At 25.3% G+C, this 26,242-nt stretch carries 20 protein-coding genes and 1 pseudogene; 19 read left to right on the top strand and 2 right to left on the bottom strand.

The features are described from left to right. Positions 1–2 precede the first annotated feature (2 nt). The 7 genes from RHP49_15230 to RHP49_15200 all read left to right on the top strand — a co-directional run bounded on the left by RHP49_15230 (position 3) and on the right by RHP49_15200 (position 7,798). The gene (locus tag RHP49_15230) at positions 3–1,199 is read left to right on the top strand and encodes a hypothetical protein (GenBank protein ID WNH12232.1); all 1,197 of its coding nucleotides are present in this window, start codon (positions 3–5) and stop codon (positions 1,197–1,199) included. A 26-nt stretch (positions 1,200–1,225) separates the two neighbouring features. Further along, the gene (locus tag RHP49_15225) at positions 1,226–2,296 is read left to right on the top strand and encodes a polysaccharide pyruvyl transferase family protein (GenBank protein ID WNH12231.1); all 1,071 of its coding nucleotides are present in this window, start codon (positions 1,226–1,228) and stop codon (positions 2,294–2,296) included. A 1-nt stretch (position 2,297) separates the two neighbouring features. After that, positions 2,298–3,263, top strand: coding sequence for a glycosyltransferase (locus tag RHP49_15220; protein WNH12230.1), 966 nt, complete (start codon positions 2,298–2,300; stop codon positions 3,261–3,263). A gap of 3 nt (positions 3,264–3,266) precedes the next feature. Then, positions 3,267–4,379, top strand: a complete 1,113-nt coding sequence (locus tag RHP49_15215) for a glycosyltransferase (GenBank protein WNH12229.1) — start codon at positions 3,267–3,269, stop codon at positions 4,377–4,379. A gap of 103 nt (positions 4,380–4,482) precedes the next feature. After that, positions 4,483–5,625, top strand: a complete 1,143-nt coding sequence (locus tag RHP49_15210; protein ID WNH12228.1) for an EpsG family protein — start codon at positions 4,483–4,485, stop codon at positions 5,623–5,625. A 192-nt stretch (positions 5,626–5,817) separates the two neighbouring features. Beyond that, on the top strand, positions 5,818–6,669 hold the full coding sequence (locus tag RHP49_15205; GenBank protein WNH12227.1) for a glycosyltransferase family 2 protein: 852 nt from the start codon (positions 5,818–5,820) through the stop codon (positions 6,667–6,669). A 4-nt stretch (positions 6,670–6,673) separates the two neighbouring features. Then, positions 6,674–7,798, top strand: coding sequence for a glycosyltransferase family 4 protein (locus RHP49_15200; protein ID WNH12226.1), 1,125 nt, complete (start codon positions 6,674–6,676; stop codon positions 7,796–7,798). A 1,141-nt stretch (positions 7,799–8,939) separates the two neighbouring features. On the opposite strand, the gene RHP49_15195 is transcribed toward RHP49_15200, so the two are convergent. After that, entirely contained in the window at positions 8,940–10,844 is a 1,905-nt protein-coding gene (locus tag RHP49_15195) for a right-handed parallel beta-helix repeat-containing protein (protein ID WNH12225.1), read from the bottom strand. 765 nt (positions 10,845–11,609) lie between these two features. Between RHP49_15195 and RHP49_15190 the strand changes: the two are divergent. The 12 genes and pseudogenes from RHP49_15190 to RHP49_15135 all read left to right on the top strand — a co-directional run bounded on the left by RHP49_15190 (position 11,610) and on the right by RHP49_15135 (position 25,377). Then, a pseudogene (locus tag RHP49_15190) lies at positions 11,610–12,217 on the top strand (sugar transferase). 56 nt (positions 12,218–12,273) lie between these two features. After that, positions 12,274–13,242 (top strand): ATP-grasp domain-containing protein, encoded by a 969-nt coding sequence (locus tag RHP49_15185; GenBank protein WNH12224.1) that lies wholly within the window; start codon positions 12,274–12,276, stop codon positions 13,240–13,242. Continuing rightward, positions 13,226–13,888: an HAD-IA family hydrolase gene (locus RHP49_15180; protein WNH12223.1), complete on the top strand. Its 663-nt coding sequence runs from the start codon at positions 13,226–13,228 to the stop codon at positions 13,886–13,888. Before RHP49_15185 ends, RHP49_15180 begins: the two co-directional genes overlap by 17 nt. Further along, the gene (locus RHP49_15175; GenBank protein ID WNH12222.1) at positions 13,889–14,938 is read left to right on the top strand and encodes a peptidoglycan bridge formation glycyltransferase FemA/FemB family protein; all 1,050 of its coding nucleotides are present in this window, start codon (positions 13,889–13,891) and stop codon (positions 14,936–14,938) included. Continuing rightward, a complete protein-coding gene (locus RHP49_15170; protein WNH12221.1) occupies positions 14,935–16,182 on the top strand; it encodes a GNAT family N-acetyltransferase in 1,248 nt (415 codons plus the stop codon). The genes RHP49_15175 and RHP49_15170 overlap by 4 nt, the downstream gene beginning before the upstream one ends. 2 nt (positions 16,183–16,184) lie before the next feature. After that, complete coding sequence (locus RHP49_15165; protein WNH12220.1) at positions 16,185–17,354, top strand: GNAT family N-acetyltransferase; 1,170 nt, start codon at positions 16,185–16,187, stop codon at positions 17,352–17,354. 214 nt (positions 17,355–17,568) lie between these two features. Next, on the top strand, positions 17,569–18,750 hold the full coding sequence (locus tag RHP49_15160) for a GNAT family N-acetyltransferase (protein WNH12219.1): 1,182 nt from the start codon (positions 17,569–17,571) through the stop codon (positions 18,748–18,750). 477 nt (positions 18,751–19,227) lie between these two features. Beyond that, positions 19,228–20,376, top strand: coding sequence for a GNAT family N-acetyltransferase (locus RHP49_15155; GenBank protein ID WNH12218.1), 1,149 nt, complete (start codon positions 19,228–19,230; stop codon positions 20,374–20,376). 430 nt (positions 20,377–20,806) lie between these two features. Further along, positions 20,807–21,979: a GNAT family N-acetyltransferase gene (locus RHP49_15150; GenBank protein ID WNH12217.1), complete on the top strand. Its 1,173-nt coding sequence runs from the start codon at positions 20,807–20,809 to the stop codon at positions 21,977–21,979. 27 nt (positions 21,980–22,006) lie between these two features. Continuing rightward, on the top strand, positions 22,007–23,182 hold the full coding sequence (locus RHP49_15145) for a GNAT family N-acetyltransferase (GenBank protein WNH12216.1): 1,176 nt from the start codon (positions 22,007–22,009) through the stop codon (positions 23,180–23,182). 3 nt (positions 23,183–23,185) lie between these two features. Continuing rightward, positions 23,186–24,358: a GNAT family N-acetyltransferase gene (locus RHP49_15140; protein WNH12215.1), complete on the top strand. Its 1,173-nt coding sequence runs from the start codon at positions 23,186–23,188 to the stop codon at positions 24,356–24,358. 197 nt (positions 24,359–24,555) lie between these two features. After that, positions 24,556–25,377 carry a cupin-like domain-containing protein gene (locus RHP49_15135; protein WNH12214.1) on the top strand — a complete coding sequence of 274 codons (822 nt, stop codon included), beginning with the start codon at positions 24,556–24,558 and terminating at the stop codon, positions 25,375–25,377. A gap of 379 nt (positions 25,378–25,756) precedes the next feature. On the opposite strand, the gene RHP49_15130 is transcribed toward RHP49_15135, so the two are convergent. After that, complete coding sequence (locus tag RHP49_15130) at positions 25,757–26,236, bottom strand: winged helix-turn-helix transcriptional regulator (protein ID WNH12213.1); 480 nt, start codon at positions 26,234–26,236, stop codon at positions 25,757–25,759. Positions 26,237–26,242 lie beyond the last annotated feature (6 nt).

Here is a 26,242-nt window from a genome sequence, read left to right as displayed (position 1 = left end):
AAATGATTGAATTAGACAAAATATTTATTAGGAGAGATAATAATAAGGTGTTCTTTTGTGCAACTATTAAAATAGACCATATAGTACAAGAATTATGGTTTTCAACAGATAAAAAATTTGAAAAATACATTGCATTAACAAATGGTGATTGTTTTGCTCTTGCTTTATTTATTTACGCCATATTTACAAACAAAAGTTTTATTTGTAATGTTCCCGTTTCAAAACGTTTAAAATATGGTTTAATACATGTTTTGCTAAATACATTTATAAAAAATGGTGTTTGTTCAAAAGAATTAACTATTGATTTTAAATTTGAGGATGAAACGACGTTTCCAGATGCTACTGGAATCGGTACAGCTATGTCATTAGGTGTTGATTCTTTCTATACATTATCTAAAAATATAGAATCTAGTCACGCTGTCAATATACTAACACTTTTTAATGGTGGAGCTTACGGCGAATATGGTGGTGATGTAGCCAGAGATTTATTTGAAAAAATGAAGCAGCATGTTTCTAATTTATCAGAAGATTTTGGGTTGGACTTTTTATGGGTTGATACAAATTTAAATGAAGTTTTAAAAATGCCATTTGTAAAAACACATACCTTTAGAAATTTTGCTTGTGTTTTAATGTTTCAAAAGTTATTTAAAACCTATTATTATGCGTCAGGAACCACTTTAGATAACTTTAAACTCAATTTTAATGATCCAATGTATTATGACTTATTAAACTCAAAAGCAATTGCAGGAAATTCTTTAGAGTTTCATATATCTGGTTTAAATGAAGGGAGATTATTTAAAACTCAAGTGATATCTGAACATCCATTAACTTTTAATAATTTAAATGTTTGCTTAATCACTTCTGACAATGAGAAATTATCAAAAAACAATAAAAAATTAATAAATTGTTCAAAATGTTTTAAATGCATTAGAACTATGGTCACTTTAGAAGTATTGGGCAAATTACATTTATATAAAAATGTTTTTGATTTAAATGTATATAAAGAGAATAAAGAAAAATATCTCGCTGAGATTCTCTACAACAAAATTAGAGCTAACAATATTTTTTCACAAGAAATTCTTGGTCAAATAAAATTAAATAAATACCATATTTCATACAAAGTGTATTATTATTTGTTTTTGAGAGTATTACAACCATTAGGTAAAAGGATAAATAATAGTAAAAATTTAAAATACTAATCTTAGTATACATAAAATAAAATTTAATGGTTTCAAAATTAAAAAAAATCATTCCTTTAGAATGGAAAATAAAAGCATATTTATTTGGGTATCAATTAAAAAAAACTGAAAATTTCCCATTTAAATTTTTAAATAAAACACATAAACGAGTGTTTATTTTCTTAGCAGCAGATTACGGAAATCTTGGAGATGTGGCCATTACTTATGCCCAACATAAATTTTTGAAAGAAAATCTCCCTAGTTATTTAGTGACTGAAATCCCAATTAGCAAAACCATTGAAGGGATAGCGTTCGTAAAAAAAATAGTTTCTAAAGATGATATCATTACAACTGTTGGTGGAGGAAATATGGGTGATCTCTACCCTATGATAGAATCTTTTAGGCAAAACATTATAAGTAACTTTAAAAATAATAAAATCATTTCTTTTCCTCAAACTATTGACTTTTCAGAAACTGTAAAAGGACAAAAAGCACTAAAAAAAGCAATAAAAATATATTCAAAACACCCAAATCTTACCTTAGTCGCTAGGGAACATAAATCGTATGATTATTATAAAATTTATTTTCCCGAAAACAACATATTGCTTACTCCAGATATTGTATTATCTCAAAATCAATCCTTATATCAATTTAAAAGAAAAGGCGCGATAATTTGTTTAAGGGACGATAAAGAGAAAAAACTAACAATAGAACAAGAAGGAAAACTAGTTGGCTTGTTGAAAAATGAATTTAATGCAATTAAATTTAGGGATACACATATTGGAGGGGAAAGACTATCTCTTAAAAATAGAGTTAGTCAACTTAAATTAATTTGGGAAGATTTCAAAAAAGCAGAATTAGTGGTTACTGACCGTTTACATGGTATGATTTTCTGCTATATCACGGGAACTCCTGTTATTGTATTTCTTAATAACAACCATAAAGTAAAATCCTCGTATCACTGGATTAATTCCGCTCAACATGTTAAACTCATAGAAGAATTTTCAATTGAAAATATACAAACTGCCATAAAAGAATTAAAAAACAATGATAAAGAGACGAAATTAGAAAATATGCTACACTATTATGATACCATATTAAAAACCATTGATTCTTAAAATGAAAGCTCCTATCCTATCTATTGTAATTCCAGTTTATAATGTGTCCGCTTATTTAAAAAAATGTGTTTTAAGCTGTGTTAATCAAGATATACCAGAAGAATTATATGAAATTATTTTGGTAAATGACGGCTCTACCGATAATAGTTTGGAGCTTTGTGAACAATTACAACAGCAATATACCGATATTAAAATAATATCACAAAAAAACAAAGGTTTAAGTGGTGCTCGAAATACAGGGTTAAAACATGCTAAAGGAGAATATGTTTGGTTTGTTGATTCAGATGATTGGATTGAAAAAAACTCTTTAAGGGATATTATAAAAGTACTTGATTCAAATATAGATTTAGTTTGGCTAGGTCATGACGTATGGTTTAATGGTAAACCAGTAAATGCATTTACTCCCAAAAACATTTCTAATACTATTTCTGGCGATGATTTTTTTACTAATCATCTTGATAATTTATTTTACATATGGAAATTTATTTATAATAGAGATTTTTTAAATAGTAATAAATTGTTTTTTTCAGAAGGTATTTTATATGAGGATTTAGAATTTACACCCAGAGCCTTATTAAAAGCTGATAAATGTAAGACCATACCTAAAATATTTTATCACTATTTAATAAGAGAAGGAAGTATAGCCTATAATATTAAATTAAAAAATATTGAAGACCGTTTTTTTATTATAGAAAAATTAAATATACTCTCAAACTCAAAAGTAAGTAAACAATTTAAGTCCGGTTTATTGAAGACTATTTACAACAGCATAGATTCAACTATTAGGCTAGCAGCTAGAGCAAATATTAATTTAAGTACTGAGACTTTAAAACTTATAAGCTTCATTGGTAAAAATAATAGTAATAATACTTCTTTTAAATTTAAATGGATACTAAAACACCCTAGAAAGTATTACCGTTTATTTAAATTATATAACGATTTAAAAAAACATATTTTAAAGAAATAAATTATGAAAAGAATTTTACATGTTGTAGGTTCAATGAATAGAGCCGGTGCAGAATCTATGGTGATGAATTTGTATCGTGCTATTGATAAAACAAAATACCAATTTGATTTTGTATACTTTACTGAGAAAACCTGTGATTTTGATAAAGAAATAGAATCTCTAGGTGGAAAGATATATAGGATTCCTGATAAGTATTCAAAAAATACTATTCTAAGAACTTATAAATTATATTCATTATTAAAAAACAACAAAAATTTTCACGCTATACATTCCCATCAATTATTTAGTAATGCCTTCCACTTATTAGCAGCTTATTTTTCTGGATCAAAAATGAGGATTGCGCATTCTCATAATACTAGTGACGCTAACAGTAAAAATATTCTAGGGAGAATTTATCAAATCTTTTCCAGAAAAATTATTAGTCTAGTAGCTACTGATTGTATAGCTTGCGGAGAAGAAGCTGGAAAATATTTATTTCCCACAAAAAAAAATATTATATTCATTCCAAATGCTGTTGATATCCATAAATTTCTTAATGTTAAAGAGAAGAGAAGTACAGATTTTTTTCAAAAAAAGACTATTACTAAAAACACGGTTATACTTGGGCAAATTGGAAGACTTATGCCAGTAAAAAACTTAGAGTTTTCAATAAATTTTGCCGCTTTTTTAAAGAAACGAAAAATAGATTTTCATTTCTTTATAATAGGTAATGGTATATTAGAATCAGAATTAAAAAACTTAGTATCCAAAAAAAATCTTGTGGAAAACATTACCTTTTTAGGTGTTAGGTCAGACATTAATATGATATTAGGCAACATAGATGTGCTTCTAATGCCATCTTTTCATGAAGGATTTCCTGTTATTTTAGTAGAATCGCAAACAGCTGGAATACCAGCACTAATTTCTGAAAACATTTCAAAGGAGGTGGATTTAGGTTTGAATTTAATTCATTTTTGCTCATTGGAAGATACATTCAAGAAATGGGAGAATGTTTTGCATGATATTCTCAATCATTCTAAAGTAAATCCGAATTTATTTAGTAGACATGAAATCTTAAAGCAAAAAAGTTTTGATATAGTAGTAAGCGTAAAAACTTTAGAAAAAATTTACAAGTAAAAAATTATTAAAATGATATTGACAAGTCTAATAAAATTATATATATAATTTTGTTTTTTTGATATAACCTCAATCTTAATTCGTTAACAACAAATAAATAAAAGTGAATTATATTTTCGAAAATTTAAAAACAGATGATTACTATTTAATTCTTATATGGGTTATTGGTTGTTATATTATTTTTGGATCATTAATTCTTATGACATTACAACACAAAACTGTTGAGTTTAAAAGGAATGATAGAAACTTATTAATAGTATTAGTTGTGTTTATTGCATTTTTTTGTGGAACAAGAGGACAAAATATTGGTACTGACACTTATAATTATTATAATTATTTTTATTTAAAAGGATTACACATTGACAACATTTTCGTTTTTTTCAAAAGACTAAATACGGACTTTTTATTTACAATTATTATGTATGTTGTATTTCCGTTTAAAAGCTTTACCCTATTTTTATTAACGGTTTCTTTAATCATGAATATTAGCCTATATGGATTCGTAAGAAAATTCACCAACAACAGTAGCTTAGGTAGTAGTCTATTACTTTTCTTAATTATGACTTGCTCTTTAGTTTTTTTAAATTATGAATTAAATACCATTAGAAATGGTCTGGCTATACCTTTTATACTTTTTGGAATATTCAATACCATTCAAAAAGAGTATAAAAACGCATTTTTATATTTTGTCATTGCGTTTCTTTTTCATCGAACTTCATTAATACCCATTGCTTGTATTCTTTTAGTATTATTGAGTGAAAAGGTAAAGTATAAATATTTTATTATTTTTTATGTTCTAGCGATTGGTTTAGCCTATATGGGATTTGGTTTTGATAAATTATCCTTTTTAGCAAGTATCGGAAATGATGATATTCAAAAACTAGTTTTTCAGGGTGAAACTTCATATAGAACAGGTTTTAGGATAGATTTTGTTATGTATAATTCTCTATTTCTATTTCTATTCATAAAGTTTAGTAATCTCAAAAACAGAACAGATTTACTCTTAATTAAATATTATATTGTGGCATCTGTTGTTTTCTTTTTTAATTTCAACATCCCCTTTTCAGACAGAATAGGAGGCTATAGCTGGGTAATTATTCCATTATTATTGTTCAATACTATTAACACTTCATTTCCTCGAAAAAAATTATCAATCTTAACTTGGGTTACAATTTTTTATTTTGCTTTAAACTATATTATTCTACCACTGTTATCCGGTGGAAATGACACGCAAAATCATCACTAGCTATGAGTAAGTATCTAAAAAAAAGTAGTTTTAAATTTAGTAAAAGTAGCTCAAATAGCTACTATCCCTTAATAAAATAATTAAAGGCTTCAATAACTTTATTATCCTCATTTTCATCGAATAAATGATTTAATATGAACGAAGTATTATTAAATTAGCTGAATAAATTTATCAATCCTCAAAGAGTCGCATATGAGTATTACAATTGGACTTCCATTTTATAATGCAGAAAAACACTTAGAACTGGCAATAAAATCTGTTTTTGCTCAAACCTATCAAGATTGGGAATTACTTTTAATAGATGACGGGTCTACAGATACTTCTTTAGAAATCGCAAAATCTATAAAGGACCAAAGAGTAACGGTATATTCCGATGGAAATAACAAAAAATTGGCAGCAAGGTTAAATGAAATTGTAAAGTTGGCTAAATACGATTATATAGCTCGTATGGATGCTGATGATTTTATGGCCCCAACTAGATTATCCACACAAATAAAAATACTAGAAGATAATCCTAAATTTGATTTAGTTTCTACTGGTCTGTTTTCAATTTCTAATACCAACATATTAATGGGATATCGTGGTCATAATTGGGAAAATCCTACATTTGATGAAATATTATATAAAAAAACTGGGGTTTTGCATCCTAGTGTTATGGGTAGAAAAGCTTGGTTTGAAAGGAATAAATACAATGAAGATTTAAAATTAGGACAAGATACTGAATTATGGCTCCGTACTTCAAAAAAAAATGATTTTAAAATTAAGATTATTTCCAATCCTCTTTTTATGTATCGTGAAGAAGGAAATGTTACAAAGAAAAAGCTTTTAAGAGCTTATAAAAATGAAAGAGAATATCTAGCCCTGTATATTGAGCCGCTAATCCCAAGAATAATGTATAAACTTAAATCTTGGGCAAAGTCTTTATTTGTAACAGTATTTGGAACACCAAAATTCTTGCTAGAAAGACGATTCAACTCAGTTAACGACAATCAGAGAGAAATCTATGACAACGTACTCAAGCAAATTAGAAATACACAACTTTAGATATATGTCTAAGAAAATTCTTTTTACTGCCTCAGTAGCAGGTCATTTTAAAGCTTTTCATTTACCCTATTTAAAATGGTTTCAGGAACAAGGTTTTGAAACTCATATAGCTTGTAATGAAACAACAGCTATGAAGTTACCTTTTGTTGATAAAACTTGGAATATTGACTTTGCTAGAAATCCTTTTTCTTTAAATAATATTAGGGCTCTCCGTCAATTAAAAGAAATCATTGATAGAGAAAATTATACCTTAGTAAATTGCCATACACCAACTGCGAGCGTAGTTACTCGTTTAGCCTGCATAAAGGCCAGAAAGAATGGAACTATTTTGATTTATACAGCTCATGGCTTTCATTTTTATAAAGGAGCTCCTTTTATTTATTGGGCTTTATTTTTTCCAGTAGAAATTTTACTAGCAAAAATTTCCGATGCGGTTATTACAATAAATACGGAAGACTATTTGTTGATTAAAAAATACGGTGCAAAGAATACTGATTATTATTTAATTCCAGGGATTGGGGTTGACAAATCGTCATTCTATCCTGTTAGTTTAGCTACAAAAACAGCATTAAGAAAGGAAAAGAAATTTCCATTAGACAAAAAGATTTTAATTTATGCAGCTGAGTTTATACCTCGAAAAAACCATCAATTCATCATTGATAGTGTATCTAAGTACCGCGAAATGTTTACAAGCACTGTTATATTATTTGCAGGAAACGGAAGAGATGAAGAAAGTTTGAAAAAATATGCAGAAAGCTTAAAAGTCAATCATATTATAAAGTTTATTGGTTTTAGAAGAGATATTCATGAAATTTATAAATTGGCGGATATTGGCATATCAACCAGTAAGCAAGAAGGTTTAGGTTTAAATTTAGTAGAAGAAATGATGTGCGGACTGCCATTAATCGCTTCTGAAGACAGGGGGCATAAAGAAATCATTGATCATAACCTTAATGGTTTTTTATACCCACAAAACAATAAAAAATCCTTTTCGGAAGCAGTGCATAAACTAAATACAGATAGCAATTTATATAGCACTTTTTCTGAAAACGGTATATTGAAAGCTGAAAAATTTGAACTTTCTAGTAGTTTAAAAGCGGTTACAAACATTTATAAAAATTATTTATAATTACAATCTCTCTCTACTAAGTCGGTTTGCTTGAGGAAGCATGATCCTCATAATCTTAACGTAACGCATGAAATAGAAACTAATGTAAATAATAATAGCCACAGAACCAAAAAAAATGTCGTAACATTTTAAATGTATTTGTATCCCCAAGTTATCATGAATGCTTTGGTGTTTACTTTATAGCATTAGAATTAATATCTATAATATCTTATTACCCCTTGTTCATTATAAAATCAAATGTGATCAATTATTTTGGTAAAATTTCATACGGAATATATATGTGTCATATGTTTACTGTAGTGATGGTGCTATTTATAGTAAATTATTTAGGGTTAATACATATTTTAAATAGTACAATTTTAATCATTCTTATTAATTTAGTTTGTATTGTCTTCTCAATTTTATTAGCTCATATTTCTTATCAATATTTTGAGAAAATATTCTATAAATCTAAATTATAAATAGATTGGGTAATTATTTATCATAATTAAAGATGTCTAAAATCTTAGCATAATTTTTATAAATTTTAGTTTTTTAAATATAGCGTAATAAAACTCAAACTAGTTTAGTGTTTTAAGTGCAAAAGTTTGATGAAAAATTTTCATCAAACTTTTTTAAAAATATTAAGTGCTAATTTTGTAACCGAGACTATTCTAGTTAATTGTATCATTAGTTAAAATAATGTATACAGAATCAATAATATCAAATTCAGTAATTATTACTTTGATTTTCTATAAATATTATATTTTTTGCTTAGTTAACATATAATTCAAATCCTGTTCTTGTGGTATTAAAAGTACAATCCTCTAAAGTAATTTGAGTAGAATTTAAAATACTTAGGTTTAGAATTTTATTTAAACTAATAGGACGACGATTTATATTTATACTTTCGTTTGAGATTTTGAAGTTATTAATATTTCTGTATCCATAACTAATTTCTTTAGAACTAGAAATAACATTACCTTAAAAAGAGCTATCAAATAAATCAATCACTAAAAAAATCCAGTTATACAATCAGTGATAGCATTATTAATTTCTTGATAATTTACACCCGATACTCGCTTGATTAACAGTTTATTTATTGAATTACTTGTAAAATACTAAACTTAAAACAAAATATCATTTAACTACTAAAAACTAATTAGTTCTGTATAATATTTGTACTATTATTAACGATTTCTATCTCCGCATTCGAAGTTAGGTTATCGAATTCAATATAGTGGCTATTATCTAGATAAATACTACGATTTCCTGCTGAATTAAATATACAATCGAATATTTTTAAATAATCGTGATCAACTGAAGTTGCATCATTATAACCTCTAAAATCTATTGGTCTATAATATACATCATAGTATTCATTATAAATAGAAACATTTTTGACCAAACCTCCTCGTGCAAACAAAGCGACTCCATACGGTTCTCGTGAATACACTTTGTTGTCGTGTATTTGTGCATCAATAAGACCACCTATTTTAATACCACTTTCACAATTTGAAATCTCGTTATTATAAACCTTAAAATCTGTTCCTGACAATACCATGCCGTTTATGTATCCAATTATTTTATTGTTGCTTATATCGTATGAATAATTTAGTTCTTCTTCATTAAAACTGCTCAGCCTTGAAAGCAAAAGCAGCGCTCTGGAATGTGGGTTACCATCTCTATCTAAACGCGCTTTAAAAACATTGTTTCTTATCGTAATGTTATCAGCTGCGAAATTTCCAACATGAGAATCGAATGTATTGTACTCCAAAGTCACATCGTTGCAAGTATATAATGCAATATCACCAGCGAAATTTCCCTTAAAATTTGAATTCTTTATTGTTATCATTTCAATTAAAGCAGATCTATTCAAGGTTCCGTCAGGTAGTACTGTTCTAATAGCTTCCAAATCTATGCCATATTTAGGCCAAGTCCCAGAACTGCTTGCTATTTTAGCTTCAGAGTCGTCATATGCTTGAGATCCTCTACCCGTGTCTATAATTTCACAATTATCTATAATAATATTTCTGCCATCTAAAAAACTAATACCATTTCTCCTAGCTTCAACAACAGTAGTGTTTTTCACTAATACATTATTTACCTCTCTCGTACCTGGATAAAGCGTTCCATCTGGAGCCCTAAGTGTCTCTGAATGGAACATTATACCGTCACCAATAGGGTTACTTAGATTAATATCTTCAATTTCAATGTTTTCTGAGCCAATAACATAAATCAATGTTCCAAATTCGTGAGTATCTCTATTTACACCCTTATCATCAGTCACAGGACTATAATCATGTTCATATCGATCACCAATTAAATTCCCTCCAGATATCCTAGCATTGTCTACTAAAAAAAAACTAATTAAAGCATATGATGGTGCTGCAGACGGTTGAACTCGTAGATAGGTATCCTCTCCCATTAATAGATGAAAGTCTGATGGAATTTGAATAGAAGCACTAGAATATTCTTTTCTATTAATGCTATAAACGTCTACTTTAAAATAAGCATCCATTTCATCAATTTTAAAAGTAGATATCCCTAATTCTTTAACTTGATCAAAAAGATTGTTTAAAATATTTCTATTATTTAACGCAACTTCATCAGATACCTTACCTTCAATAATTCCCCATTTATTAGGTATGAAATTAAAAACAGGGTCTTTAAATATTGGCTTGGAACCTGTAATTGTAATTGTTGAATTTAATAAATCGCCATCTATTACATTATTTTCAGAGAAATTAATAGTTCCATTAGTTATTTCACCACCTTCATAAACAAGATTTACGTTTGGAGGTAAATTGATAGATTGACCTTCTAAATCCATAATACAATTAATAACAACAGTGTCTCCTGTTTGGACTGTATTTAAATCAAAGTCACAAGGCAAAGCAAAATCTATTTCAGCATCTGTATCTTCGTTAGCATTATCTTCTTGTGGTGTTTCAGGTTCTACAACTATTTCGGCAACAGATTCTATAAATAGTTCTTCATTATTACATGATAAACATGACATTATTGTAAATAATAAAAGTAGCATAGGTTTTAAAATCATTTTCATAAGTTCTCGATTTGGGTACATAAGTAAGGTGTTACAATATTAAAAAAAAAATCATTATAATCGACTAAATGTCAGGTATTTTAGATTAAATACAGCTTGAAATTCAATAAATTCGATAAAAAGTAATTTTGTTCGATATAATGTAATTTTATAAGTTTGACACCTTCATGTACGCAAAAAATCTAAATTTAGATTATCAGCTAGTAAAAGGGTGCAAAAATATTAAAAAACAATACTTAACACACTGTTTGTTAATAACTTATTAACAACTAATTATAATGCAAAAAAGAGATTACAAAAATTAAAATGATTAAATAAAATTCATATTTACCTAAAGGGAATTAAGTCATTAATAGTAAGCATATTAACATAAAAGATACTACATATAAGTTTACACAGAACATGACCAAGCAAAACAAAACTTTATATTAAATTATCCTGTTGTGAATTTTGATTTATCTAAACAATTGAATGCCTGTTCGAATAATTTTTTATAGAAAATTGTATTGAGAACATTAGTTTGATAACAAAAATTTGATTCTCGATAGTAATTTCACTTATTTTCAATCGTAAAATTTACTTAACTTTATGTCCAGTCTAATGTAGTAATTCTATGAATATCAAAAATTATAAATCAAACATTCAAAAAACAAACTGACATTAAATATTTCATAATTTCCATTTGTCAAAAAAAATAGCGCTTTAACAATTAAAAGTTCGATTGTAAATTGGTTGTGCTATTTTTATTGAAATTAATTCAAATTAATGTATAAATTTTTCTTTAAAAGGTTTTTAGATTTTTGTTTGGCATTAATAGGTTTTATTACATTATTACCTGTTTTTATTGTTATAACCATTTATCTTTTTTTTAGCAATAAAAGGAAACCATTTTTCTTTCAAAAACGCCCAGGAAAAAACAACCAGATATTCGCTATTATTAAGTTTAAATCTATGAACGATAATAAAGATGAAAAAGGCATTTTATTACCGTTTGATAAAAGAATTACAAAGGTTGGAGCTTTTATTAGAAAATACTCTTTAGATGAAATTCCTCAATTAATAAATGTAATAAAAGGAGATATGAGCCTAATTGGTCCAAGACCTTTATTAATTGAATATCTTTCATTATACAATGATGAACAAAAAAAAAGACATTTAGTAAAACCTGGCATTACAGGTTGGGCACAGGTAAATGGTAGAAACACTATAAGCTGGAAGAAAAAATTTGAATTAGATACATGGTATGTTGAAAACATATCTTTAGTATTAGACATTAAAATATTCATACTAACAATTAAGAAAGTAATAAAAAAGAAGAAGGTGTAAACTCATCAGAACATTTAAATGCAGAATATTTTAATGGCTACAATTAATGATTAACTAATAGATAGAAAAAATAAACAAATTTTCTCCCTTACAATTTAAATTTATGAATATATTAATTACTTCTGCTGGACGAAGAGTCTCTCTAGTAAAAGCTTTTAAAAATGAACTAAAAAAATTAGTTCCAATTTCTAATGTCTTTACTGTAGATTACGAGCCTGAATTATCGGCAGCATGCTATGAGTCTGACAAATCTTTTCCTGTACCCAAAGCAGAAGATTTAAACTACATTGATTCATTGTTAAATATTTGTATAGAAAATGACATCAAATTAATTATTCCAACAATTGATACTGAATTATTAGTTTTAGCTAAAAATAAAAACATGTTTTTAGATAAAGGGATAATTATAATTGTGTCTTCTGTGGATTTTGTTTTAAAATGTAGAGATAAACATAAAATTCATGATTTTTTTGTTAAAAACAATATACAAGTAGCAAAAGAATATAGTCGAAGTGATTATAAGTTTCCACTCTTTTTAAAGCCATACGATGGCAGTCGAAGTGTTGATAATTTCATTATTAAAAGAAAGGAAGATTTGAACTCAATGCATCTTGAAAATGAAAAATTAATGTTTTTAGAATATCTAGACCAAGATCTCTATGAGGAATTTACTTGTGATATGTATTATGACAAGGATAATAAGTTAAAATGTGTTGTTCCTAGAAAGCGAATTGAAATAAGAGATGGGGAAGTTAATAAGGGTATTACTAAAAAAAATATAATTATTGATTTTTCTAAAAAACACTTATCGCATATAAATGGTGCTATCGGCTGTTTAACAGTTCAATTCTTTAAACATAAAGTTAATGAACAAATTATTGGTATAGAGATAAACCCAAGGTTTGGAGGCGGATTCCCTTTAACTTATTTAGCCGGTGCAAATTATGTTAAATGGATTTTGGAAGAATATTTATTCAACAAAGAAATTGATGAGCAATTCGATTGTTGGAAAAATAATTTATTAATGCTTAGATATGATAATGAAATATTAGTAAATGATTTTGAACATTAAAAATACTATAATAGCATTTGATCTAGATGATACAATTTATAATGAATTAGATTATTTGAAGTCTGCTTATAAAGAAATTGCTGTTTCGCTTGATAAAGAAAATTGGTTAAAACTTTATGCTCATATGCTTTCTTTATATCGTTCAAAAAAAAATGTTTTCGACATTTTATCCCGTTCTTACAAAATTGAAAAAGAGAAGTTAATTGAACAATATAGAGTTCATAAACCCATAATAAAACCATTTGATTATTTAATTCCATTATTGATTAAAATAAAAAAAATGAATGGAAAAATTGCTATAATTACTGATGGTAGAGAACTTACACAAAATAATAAAATTAAGAGTTTAGGTTTAAACAAGTATTTAGATTTAATTATTATATCTGAAGTGGTTGGAACTGAAAAGCCAAATGAAAATAATTTTAAAATTTTAGAATTAAAATTTCCAAACCACAATTACATATATATAGCCGATAATTATAAAAAGGATTTTATAACACCAAATGCAAGAAAATGGACAACTATTGGATTAGTTGACAATGGATTGAACATACACAATAATTGCGCTACTTATGTGTCTAATAAAAAATTTTCACCTGTTTTTTTAATAAACAATTTTAATGAGATTAAATTAACTCTTAATTAAATGGAAATTACTTTACAAAAAATATATAATAAAAGTGAGTGGAAAAAATGCATTAATCAATGTGATTCTTTTGACTTTTATCATACCTATGATTATCATATATTGTCTAAATCAGAAGGAGAAACTCCTTTATTGCTAAAATATACTGAGAAAAATATTACTATAGCTATCCCCCTACTTGTCCGGGAAATTTCTGGAACAATTTATAAAGATGCAACTTCAGTATATGGTTATGCAGGCCCAATAAGTAAAGATCTTCCTTATGATTTTGATAATAGTAATTTTAAAAAATGTTTAATTACTTATTTTAAAAAGAACAATTTTGTATCCGTTTTTTCTAGATTAAACCCTTTTATACCCGGGCAATGCAGAGCCATTATAGATATTGGTACAATTTATAATCAAGGCAAAGTAGTTAATATTAAAATTAATAAAGATATTGAAACTCAAAGGCAATTATTTCAAAGGAGACTAAAAACACATATTAACAAAGCTAAAAGGCATTGCTCTATTAGAAAAGTTTCAACAGATGAAGATCTGAACATATTCATGGAAATTTATCATGAAAACATGGATCGCGTACAAGCCAAAAAAGCATATTATTTTAGTGAATCTTATTTTCAAAAAATTGCAAAATCTGATGATTTTGAGACTATTATATTATTAGCAACTGATAACAAAACTAGCTCTGTAATTGCTGGATGTCAATTCATTATAACGAATGGAATTGTACAATATCATTTATCTGGCGCAAAAAATGACTTTTTACATTTAATGCCTACCAAATTATTGATTGATGAAATGAGAATAATAGCCACAAAAAGAGGGCTTAATTTTTTTAACTTAGGTGGTGGTTTAGGCGGAAAGGATAATGATTCTCTATTTAATTTTAAATCATCTTTTTCAAAAGACTTTAAAAACTTCAATCTATGGAAACTCATTGTTAATCAAGATATATATGACTCTTTAGTAGAGAAGAATGATATTACTCTTAAATCTGATTATTTTCCTCTTTATAGAGCAAACGTTGATATAAATGTAAATCTGTGATAAAACAAAATCCATTTACTTCACCTTTATTTACTAACATTTGGAGTAAACACTTCAATCATAATAATCCTATTTATAAGTTTAATTTTATCACCAATATATCTTTTAATAAACCTTTATTTTTATCGTTATATATAAATATTGGAAAAAATCTAACTAAAGGAATTTCTTATTTTATTAATGAAGATTTTAAAATTTTAGATTTTAAAAAAAAAGTAATTTTAATTTATGATGTACCTAAGTATTTTAATATCAAAGATGATAATCTACCTAAAAGGATAAAAAAAATAAAGATTAAACAATACCCTGGTTTTTTAATCCATCTTGAGAATTATAAAGATATTAATGATTATTTAAGTAAAAATTTTAGTAAAAGTAGTAAGCAAAAATTTAACAGATATAAATCACGCCTTGAACATTGCTTTGATATTAAAGAAAAAATGTTAATTGGGAATATTGAAAAATCTGAATATGATTTTGTTTTTAATCATTTTAAAGAATTACTTACTAAACGATTTGATGATAAACAAATAGTAAATAATAATTTAAATCCTAAAGAATGGAATTTTTATTATGAAGTAGTATACCCTTTACTCCTTGAAAAAAAGGCAGCTTTATATGTTATTTACAATGGCGAAACACCTATTTGTGTTAGACTACTATATTTTTCTGAAACTATTATTTTTGATGCCATTACTGTATTTGATATTGATTACACTAAATTTCATATAGGTAAAATTTCTATTATGAAAATGCTAGAATGGAGTTTTAAAAACGATTTCAAAATATTTGATTTTTCAAAAGGTTATTTTGATTATAAAGAAAGCTGGAGCGATTTAAGATATGATTTTGAATACCACCTCTTTATTGATTCTAAATCAATCACATCAATTATACTTGGCAATACCATTGCCTTTTTATTAAAATTCAAACAATATCTAAGAGAAAAAGAAATAAACAAAACTTTACACAAATTAACTTATATATTAAGAAGACGTAAAACATATAGCGATACTTTAATAAAAGAAATATCAATAAATGAGATAAATTATAAACAAAACCAACTAGAACCAATAAAACTAGATGACAAGCACGCTTTTTTAAAGAAATATGCGTACGATTTTCTTTTTATTACTAAAGAACATTTTAAAAACTTGAAGGTTTACAAAGTAAATAATCAATTAAATACTATATATCTTTTGGAGGTAAATGAACACATAAAAATTTTATCAGTTACTATTTAAAAATGCTAAGAAGACTATTAAATACCGATCACTCCTACTTCTGTTTGTTTCAAGAACAAGCGTTACAAGAATTTTACAAAGGTGTTTATAATAAACATAATAATAATTCTTACACCAGTGGTAAATTTGAAATAATAAAAAGAAATCCTAAAAAAAGATTATTCCGAGTAAACTTTATCCCTCAATATTTCAACTTAGTTATAAAGGATAATACTAACCTTAAAAAGACAAGATTAAATAGTGTTGAAAAAGGGTTTTTAGTCAATTTAAAAAATTATAAAAACGTTAATTCCTATATGCTCTCTCAATTTAGCGCAAAAAGTAGAACTAAAATTAGGTCTAACTTAAAGCGACTAGAATTATGTTTTAAGATTACATATAAATTTTACTACGGTAGTATTTCTAAAAAAGATTATGAATTTTTATTTAAAAATCTTGAGACACTAATAAAAACAAGATTTTTAGAAATAAACAAAGAACACCAAGCTTTAAAAAATTGGAAACAATACCGAAATAATGTTTATGATATGGTATTAAACAAATCTGCTTCAATTTTTGTGATTTATGATGATGACAAACCAATAGATATTTGTATCAGTTACCATTTTGAGAATATAACTATTAATCACATCAGATCTTTTGATATTGACTACTCTAAATTTAGACTTGGGTACCTTGATATTTATAAACAACTCGAATGGAGTTTTGAACAGGGCTTTGAAATTTTTGATTTAGGTATGGGTAAACTTCGCTATAAAGAAGAATGGTGCAATGAAATTTACACCTTTAACCATCATATTATTTTTAATAGAAAAAAGGTCCTAAATTACTTGTTATTGGCCATAACCAAAATGTATGTTTTAATAACAATTAAAATATTTAAAATTAAAAACAAACTGATCCTAAAAGAAAAATCAAACAATAAACTTAAAGTCAATAAAAGGTGTTTATTTGAAGACATTTCTTTGGAAAAGTTTAATTCAGAAAAAGTTAATTACATAGAAATAAATGTTGAAGCAGAAAATAATAAGCATCTAAGAAAGAACTTTTATGAATTTTTATATTTAAATAAACTTTCTAAAGCATCCACAAAGGTTTTTATGAACACATCTAGTAATAAGTGTATTATAAAAGGGACTAAAAAGATTCAAGAGTTCGAATTAACACATTAAATATGAGTTAAGAACCTATTTAATTATTTAGTAAAAAGCACTTTTATATACTTACTTAAATAAATAAAAAAATGAGCCAAAAAATTAGAGATCAATTTAGTATCCCAAAAAAAATGCGAGATGACTTATAAATATGAAGCTTTAGGTAATGTCTTAATTTAATATTTTAAATATATAATAAAAAAGAACCTGTAATTATCCTATTAAAAAAAATATGAATATTAAAAGAGAACAATTTCTTTGGAATTATATACAAAATGGAGAATTCCCAGAGTGTTATGAGGAAGTAACAATTCAAAACAAATCTTATGAAACAAAAAAAAGGATTAAAAACTCATCAAAAACTCCTTACGTAACTTATGTAAGTTTATTTCCAAAATTTTTAACTCCTAAATTATCCAATTTCGATGAATATGCCTTAAAATCTGTACATCACTACAATTTTAATGGAGCAGGAATATATATTAATAAAGACAAAAACGATGTAATTGACACTTATTTAAATGTTCATTTTAATAAAAAAACAGGAAACAATATAAAACGCTATATTAATCGTCTTGAAACATCATTTAATATCCAATATGAACATAATTTTGGCTATATCTCTCAAGAGAAGTACAATATTTTGATGTTTAGACTTAAAGAAATGTTAGTAAAAAGATTTGAACAAAAAAACACAAATAATCATTTTTTGAAAGATTGGAACGAAAACACCAAAAATATTTACAATTTAATAAACAAAAATAAAGCCTCCCTTTTCGTTATTTATGATGAACAAAAACCAATAAGTATATCTCTTAATTATCACAAAAACAACACAATTCTATTTGGCAATGCTAGTACATTTGATATTGATTATATTAAATTTGGTCTTGGTCATTTAAACAATTATTTGAGATTAGATTGGTGTCTTCAAAATAATTACATGTTTTTAGATTTAGGGACTGGTATTACAGACCATAAAAAGAAATGGTGTAATACATTTTATGATTTTGATTATCATCTTTTTTATAAAAAAAATTCAATTTTAGCTATCCTCATTCTTTATTTTGAAATTTTTAAAATTAAAATTAAAAATATCATTAAATCAATCAATTTAGTAGATGTTATTTTAAAAAGAATAAGCGGTTTTAATCTCTCAAAAAAAAATAAACAAAATTCAATTCCTCAGTATAATATTGAAATAATTGACGCTCTAAGTATTATCGATACTTCTTTAGAAGTAATAAATATTCATTCAAAAGAGTATGAAGCTATAAGACTTCCAACTTATAATTATTTATATTCTAGCAAAGAAAACATTAACGAAGTTTCCGTATTTAAAATTAAGAGCAAATCACATACCTATTTAATTCGGGGGAAAAAGAACACTATAAAAATAATATTTAACAAATAACAACACCATTTTAAAAAGCCGCTGATAATTTAACTTAAATATAGAAATTAGTTACTAAATCTTTACATTAATATTTATGAAGTTAATACCAATAAACTTTATATATTTAAAAAACCACCTATCTATAAAAACAGCTTTGTTACCTAGACACTTGTTTCTAATTTATTTAGCAAATAAAAATTAAATATTTTCAAAATCAGCAATTAAAACTACATGCTGATTAAATGATTTCGCATCAGAAAAAAAACAGATGCTAATTGATAGTCTATCCAATTAAATTATTAATTAGTATACCTGAATTTAGATATAAAAAAATAACTAATCCCTCACTTTTGACAAATATAACTTACACTTAAACCATTATAAAACTGGGTATAAAATTTAAATATGTAATTTTACACTAACATTTGACTTAAGGGCTATATACCTAATGTCAAATGATTAATTTAAGCATAAAATATTACTGTTATAAAATATATGATGAACTTTAGTATAATTAAAACACGTGATTTTTATTCAGATTTATTCGAAAAAAAAGGAGTATTACAAAAATATACAAGTATAAAATACAAAGAAACCTTACTATCAAATAACTTAACTATACCTTCAAAAAAAAGGATTAATATAGTTGAGTTATTTCCCAATTATCTAACACCAAAAACAGATCCTAATTATAATGTAATACCTGTATATCAAAAATCTGGTTACGCCATAAATTTATCTGAATTTAATACCATTGATGATTTTTTAAAATCTACAAAAACAAGTTTTAAAAAAGTAACTTTAAGATCTGTAAAAAGATTAGAGTCTTGTTTCAACATTTCCTACAAAATGTTTTATGGTAAAATTGAAGAATCTTATTATTTTGAATTAATGGAAGCATTGTATATTATGATTCAAAAAAGATTTACCCAAAGAAATGGGAGAAATAAAGTGTTAGAAAATTGGGATTACTATTTACAATTTGCATATCAGAGTATTATTGATAAAAAAGCCTCATTATTTGTAATTTTAAATAATAATGAACCCATTGAAATTTCATTAAACTTTCATTGTGATAACATAATGTATAGTGCTATATCATCTTTCAACCTTGACTATAGTAAATTTAGTCTTGGTAATATTGAAATTTACAAACAATTAGAATGGTGTTTGATTAATAATATAGTTTTATTTGATATGGGATATGGTGATTTTGAATATAAAATAAGATGGAGTAATTATAAATATGATTTTGAAACTCACATAATTTCTTTAAAAAACAGTTTGCTTTCTCATCTCATTGCCACTTATTTTAAATACAAGTATTCCCTAATTAATTATTTGATTAAAAAAAACATAAAAGATAAACTATATGTTTATTTTGATATTTTTAAAAAAGAAGAAAAGAAACAAAGCAACATAGAATATGAGCTTATAAAGATAGAACTATTACCTACTAGCCTTTCACCTTGTGATTATAATAAAAAAGAATTTACTTTTTTAAAAAAACCGATTTTTGATTTTCTATATAGTTTTCAGGAAAACATAAATGATATAAGCATATTTAAAAAGGAAGACACATCAAACTCATATATCATTATTGGCAAAAAGAATACTTCTATATTGAATTTAATTTCCGAATGAAATTCAAATTAATGCAATGAACTTTACTTTCGAATTTTTTAAAGAATTTTGGTGATAATTCACCTAATTACATTTAAAATATTTAATAAAAATAATCTAAAAAAAGCATACAAAACAATGATATTAATAATGTTATCTCTTTCAACATAATGCAGGCTTTTTCTAAAAGTAGGCTACACAATAAAAAAGGGTGTTTTAAACAAAAAATACCACATGATGAAGTTACTGCAGTTAGCATTATGCTTGATAAGCATCTATAATCTACAAAATTACCTAAATAAAATAGTCTTTATAAGAAATTAAAAAAAGCCAATAACACCAACCAATTACCAAGTATTTAATATTAAATTTAAAAACTTTGTTAAAACAATTATGGATAAAGCAATTACACGAAAAGTTTAAGAGATACTTTAATTTCCAAAACAACACTATGTCTAAAGTTTATAAAAAAGATTTTTACAACACTTTTTTCTTAAAAAATAACATTCCTAATATTTACAAAAACATAAGGTATAGTTATAGAGATGGTGATTTTTATATAAATAAAAAAAAACAAAATAACACATTAAACAAAGTCTCGATTGTTAATTTATTTCCAAATTATTTTTATGCAAATCATTTACAAGAAAAAAAGAATATAAAAAAGTCAATAGTTCAAACAAAACTTAATGGCTATGCCGTTAAGTTAGAAGACTTTTTAAATATTGATTCATATCTAAAAAGTAATTTTAAGTCAAATACTAAATCTTCAATCGTTAAAAGAAAAAACAGATTAGAATCATGCTTTAATGTTAATTATAAAATGTATTTCGGAGAAATTTTAAATGAAGATTATGAGCGTATCATGGTTTCTTTAAAAAACATGCTTTATAAAAGATTTTTACAAAAAAAAGCTACTAATGAATTTTTTGATAAATGGGAAAGTTATTACAGCTCCACCATTAAACTAATACTTAATAAAGAAGCTTCTCTATTTGTTATTTATGCTAATAATATTATTATTGGATTATCATTAAACTACCATGCAAAAGATATTTTTATTGGTCATGTAATAGCATATGATATCAATTATTCAAAATTTGGAATTGGAAATACTATAGTCTTCAAATTAATTGAATGGTGTATCAATAACAATTATTCGATATTAGATATGGGTAATGGAGATTTAGATTACAAACTTAATTGGAGTAATTATATTTATAACTATCAATACCACATTGTTTATAGAAAAAATTCTATTAACTCCATTTTAAAAGCGTACTACGCTATATTTATAATTAAATTAAAAAACCTTTTAAAGAATTGCAATGCAGATATATATTTAGCATTAATAAAGAAGAAATTACTTAATAATACAATAAAAGAGAACACCTTTTCAAATATTAAATTAGAAAAGGTCAATAAGCTACCTTTATCCAATTTACAAGAAACAAATTATACAGATTTTAAAAATGAATCATTAACAAAATCATTTATTGATTTTGTTTATTTAGAACAGGAATATGTTTCTAACATAAGAACTTATAAGATAAATGAAAGAACATACTATTACAAAAGCAAAAGTAAAATACAAAAAGTAGAGTTACAACTATTTAATAATTAAATACCTTTAAGTAAAAACTAAAATTAAATGGAGTTTATAAGGAAAATAGATTTCGGTTTAGATGTATTAGAGAAAAATGATTTTAAATCATACTACTCTTATGTTTTTAATGATGAAATAGGCGGCTTAATTTCAAAAAGTCAAAATAATGACTTTCTAAAAAATAAAGCTTTTATAATTAATGAAGTTCCTAGTTACATAAAAACCAAAATAAATAACTCGTCTGATACCATAAAAATAAAAACCATAAATACATATAGTGGCTCATTTATAAATATTTCTAAATATAATAACATTGATCTTTATTTAAAAAAAGAGATTAGTTCCCAAAGAAGGTCTACACTAAACAGATGCCAAAAAAGGTTAGATTTATGTATTAATCCTTCATATAAAATATTTTATGGAGATATATCAAGAACAGAATATAATAAAATTTTCAATGATTATAAGCTAATGCTAAAAAGAAGACTCGCTCAAAAAAACAGCTATTGGGAAGAGTTAGAATTTTGGGAAGAAAGATACGCAAGAACTTATGATTTAATAAACGAAAAAAAAGCTTCCATTTTTGTTATTTACGATTCTGATAAACCTATTTCAATTTATATCAACTCAAATTTTAATGATATTTTATATATAGAAGTTATTGCTTATGATATAGATTACTCCAAATTTAAATTAGGGTTTTCTGCCTTAGTCAAAGTTATAGAATGGGCTATACTAAATAATTATAAACTAATAGACATGTCTAAAGGTGACTTTTATTATAAAGAACGTTTTAGAAACGGAACCTATTATTTTCAGAAACATTTAATTTATGACAATAGCAACTTATCAATTAAATTAAACATCTTTATACTTTTTTTAAAGCTAAAAGCCATGTATAACCTCTTACCTATTCTTAAAAAGCTTAAAATAAATAAAATTTATAGATCTTATATAATTAGAAAAAACAAAAACAAATTATCCACCAATACACTAGAAAACTATAGTTTTTCAAAAGAAAAAATAGACTCTTTTAATTTTGTGAAATCTGACAAAATAAATATAGAAGAAGCAAAATATTCCTTTTTAAAGGAAGAATTTCACAACTATTTATTCCTGAATTTCGAAAAAAAAACAGATGTTGATATTTATAAGATAAATGATGCAATTTTTTTTAAAGGACAGAAAACTATTCAAAAAACAACTGTAACAAAATTATAATTGATGTTTTTAATAAAAGAAAGATTTTACGATACTTTAACTCAAAAAAACAGAATACTTCCATATTACAGTAAGCTTATTAATTCATTAAATAACGAAACTTTATATGAAAGCAATAATCAAAAAACTGATAAACATAAGAAAACTGTATCTATTTCTTTATTTCCTTCTTTTTTAGATTTTAACTTAAAAAATGAAGGCTTATTTGCTTTAAAGCAAATTCCTCAAGAAAAAATAATAGGCTATGCTATTTTAACTCAAAATCATAAAAATATTGAGTCTTTTTTAAAACAGGAATATAAAAAAAATTTTAGAGCAAATATTAAAAGGGTATTAAATAGACTTGAAATTTGTTTTGACATAGAATATGAAATGTATTTTGGAAGCATTACTAAAGAAAAATATTATGTTTTAATGACTGAGTTAAAACAAATGTTAACAAAACGGTTTAAGCAACGCGGTGATTCTACACATGTTTTAAATGACTGGGAGGCGTATTACAATAGTATATTCAATTTAATAAATAAAAAAAAGGCCTCTGTTTTTGTTATTTATGCAAATAAAAAAATAATCCATATTTGTGTCAATCATCATCTAAATAATATAATATTTATTTCAATTCCCTCATACAATATAAACTACCATAAATTTGCTTTAGGAAATATATCAATATATAAATTACTAGAGTGGGGCATAAATAACAAATACAACATGTTTGATATGGCTTATGGGAATCTAGAATACAAAAGGCGCTGGAGTAATTATATATATTCTTTTAAGCACCATATAATATTTGATAAAAAAAATTTAAAACAATTAATAATATCTCATTTCGAAGCACTTATTATACACACTAAAAATATTTTAAAAAAATATGATATTGATAAGTATATTGAGAAATTTAAAAATAAGGCAAATAAAGAAACTAAATATATTGAATTACCTAATCATATAATTGAAACTGAATTTGATTTTGATATTATTTTTTTTAGCGAAATAAATATTCTGAAAAATGAAATTTTAGAAATTTTAGTTTGCAACTTTCTATACAGTTCAAAAGAAAATATTAAAAACATTAAACTAATGAAAAATGAAAATAATAAAGAAATATTAATACTTGGTGAAACTGCTAAATGTAAGATAATTTTTGATAAATATTTAGACCTAAATATTTAACAATTTGTCGATTTTAATATGATTTATTTTAAAATAAACTGATATTTAATCACTTAAAAAAAACTAACCGTTACAATTAGTCTTGTAAATTGTAATGATTTCTTTAGGCTTTGAAAAAAATCTTTAGATAATTATAATTTCAATTATAAATAATATTGAATTACAAAACCAAATGTATATACAATTAAATTATAAGAATGAATATAAAAGAAGAGATATTGTTAAAAAGTAAGAAAGTAGAACAAGTATCTAAATTAGATTCTAAAACATTCAAAAAAGACTATTTTAATAAAAAAACAGTTTTAATTAAAGGGTTAGCAAAAAACTGGAAAGCTACGCAGCATTGGGATTTAGATTTCTTTTTAAATCAAGAAGGTGATAATGATATTGAATTGCTATCGGGTAATTTTATACAGGGAAATAATAGTTACAAAAGCGATTCGTTTAAAAATTTTATTCATAAATTAATAGAATCAGAAAAAAACGGAAAAGCCTTTGATGAATATCTTACTACACTAAATATTTTTAATTATTATCCTAACCTAAAAAAAGCTGTCGATTTTTCATTATTTGAAAATCATACTACAATAAATGACATAACTGCATGGATTGGTCCGTCTGGAACAATTTCTGGTTTTCATAGAGATACTGGGAAAAACATGTATGCGCAAATAAAAGGAAAAAAAATGTTTATAATTTGTTCCCCAAAATTTAATAAGAACATTTATCCCAGTAAAAAGTACATAAATGGAGGAATGGCAAGTGAAATAGATCTTAATAATTACGACAAAGAAAAGCATCCGAAATTCCAAAATATCCAATTTGAGACTGTTATTTTAGAGCCAGGAGATGTATTACACGTACCTTCTAAGTGGTGGCATTATGTAGAATCTCTTGACTCTTCTATTAGCATAAGTAATTTTGGATATTCTAAAATAGAAATGTTTATCATTAAAGTTATTGACTTTCTACACAGAAGAGGTTATTACAAAAAGAAGAATTGTTTTTGTTGTAATTAAAAATTATTTTATTGTTTAAATAACATAATTCTCCTTTTCAAATAAACAAATGTTAAATATATAATTCTTTTAACGTGGAATAAATATTTCTTTAGATACAATATATAGTTTTATTGCACAAATGATAATAATATACCTCTTGTAATCTTAAAAACATTAAAAGTCTAGTTTAAGCTTTTATCACAAAAAAAAAGACTGTCATTTTAGACAGTCTTTTTTTTAAAATTTTTATTAACTTCTTAAATTTAAAAATGAGAAGAAAAGTAGTATTTAAGACACGTAATCAAGATTAGTCAAGGTCCATTCCCACTCAGTCAGTCAGGATGATTTAAGTACCAAAGAAAATCCAATACGCATCAAATATAACCTCGCATTCTATTTACATATCATTAAATATAGAATGCATTAAACGCTTTTTATCGTTTATACTTTCTTCAAGAGAAATCATAGTTTCTGTTCTATAAACCCCATCAATATCATCTAATTTAAAAATAATTTCTTTAGCATGTTCTGTGCTTCTAGCTCTTATTTTACAGAAAATATTAAATTTTCCGGTTGTAATATGTGCAACGGTTACAAAGGGGATTTCGTTTATACGCTCTAAAACAAACTTAGTTTGCGATGTATTGTTTAAATAAACCCCTACATAAGCAATAAAAGAATAACCTAATTTTTTATAATCTAACGTTAATGAAGAGCCTCTGATGATTCCAGCTTCTTCCATTTTTTTTACACGTACATGAACTGTACCTGCAGATATTAATAATTTTTTAGCGATATCTGTAAACGGTATTCTTGTGTTATCGATTAACATGTCAAGAATTTGATGATCAATTTCGTCTAATTTAATTTTCCCCATAATTAA

This window comes from Flavobacteriaceae bacterium HL-DH10, from assembly GCA_031826515.1.
Taxonomy (GTDB): Bacteria; Bacteroidota; Bacteroidia; order Flavobacteriales; family Flavobacteriaceae; genus Thalassobellus; species Thalassobellus suaedae.
The sequence above is the reverse complement of the archived record's forward strand: the minus strand, read 5'-3'. Positions and strand labels throughout refer to the sequence as shown.

Coding starts and splice junctions, on each gene's coding strand:
- RHP49_15230 (WNH12232.1), top strand. CDS start 3: ATGATTGAATTAGACAAAATATTTATTAGGAGAGATAATAATAAGGTG.
- RHP49_15225 (WNH12231.1), top strand. CDS start 1,226: ATGGTTTCAAAATTAAAAAAAATCATTCCTTTAGAATGGAAAATAAAA.
- RHP49_15220 (WNH12230.1), top strand. CDS start 2,298: ATGAAAGCTCCTATCCTATCTATTGTAATTCCAGTTTATAATGTGTCC.
- RHP49_15215 (WNH12229.1), top strand. CDS start 3,267: ATGAAAAGAATTTTACATGTTGTAGGTTCAATGAATAGAGCCGGTGCA.
- RHP49_15205 (WNH12227.1), top strand. CDS start 5,818: ATGAGTATTACAATTGGACTTCCATTTTATAATGCAGAAAAACACTTA.
- RHP49_15200 (WNH12226.1), top strand. CDS start 6,674: ATGTCTAAGAAAATTCTTTTTACTGCCTCAGTAGCAGGTCATTTTAAA.
- RHP49_15195 (WNH12225.1), bottom strand. CDS start 10,844: ATGAAAATGATTTTAAAACCTATGCTACTTTTATTATTTACAATAATG.
- RHP49_15185 (WNH12224.1), top strand. CDS start 12,274: ATGAATATATTAATTACTTCTGCTGGACGAAGAGTCTCTCTAGTAAAA.
- RHP49_15180 (WNH12223.1), top strand. CDS start 13,226: ATGATTTTGAACATTAAAAATACTATAATAGCATTTGATCTAGATGAT.
- RHP49_15175 (WNH12222.1), top strand. CDS start 13,889: ATGGAAATTACTTTACAAAAAATATATAATAAAAGTGAGTGGAAAAAA.
- RHP49_15165 (WNH12220.1), top strand. CDS start 16,185: ATGCTAAGAAGACTATTAAATACCGATCACTCCTACTTCTGTTTGTTT.
- RHP49_15160 (WNH12219.1), top strand. CDS start 17,569: ATGAATATTAAAAGAGAACAATTTCTTTGGAATTATATACAAAATGGA.
- RHP49_15155 (WNH12218.1), top strand. CDS start 19,228: ATGATGAACTTTAGTATAATTAAAACACGTGATTTTTATTCAGATTTA.
- RHP49_15150 (WNH12217.1), top strand. CDS start 20,807: ATGTCTAAAGTTTATAAAAAAGATTTTTACAACACTTTTTTCTTAAAA.
- RHP49_15145 (WNH12216.1), top strand. CDS start 22,007: ATGGAGTTTATAAGGAAAATAGATTTCGGTTTAGATGTATTAGAGAAA.
- RHP49_15140 (WNH12215.1), top strand. CDS start 23,186: ATGTTTTTAATAAAAGAAAGATTTTACGATACTTTAACTCAAAAAAAC.
- RHP49_15135 (WNH12214.1), top strand. CDS start 24,556: ATGAATATAAAAGAAGAGATATTGTTAAAAAGTAAGAAAGTAGAACAA.
- RHP49_15130 (WNH12213.1), bottom strand. CDS start 26,236: ATGGGGAAAATTAAATTAGACGAAATTGATCATCAAATTCTTGACATG.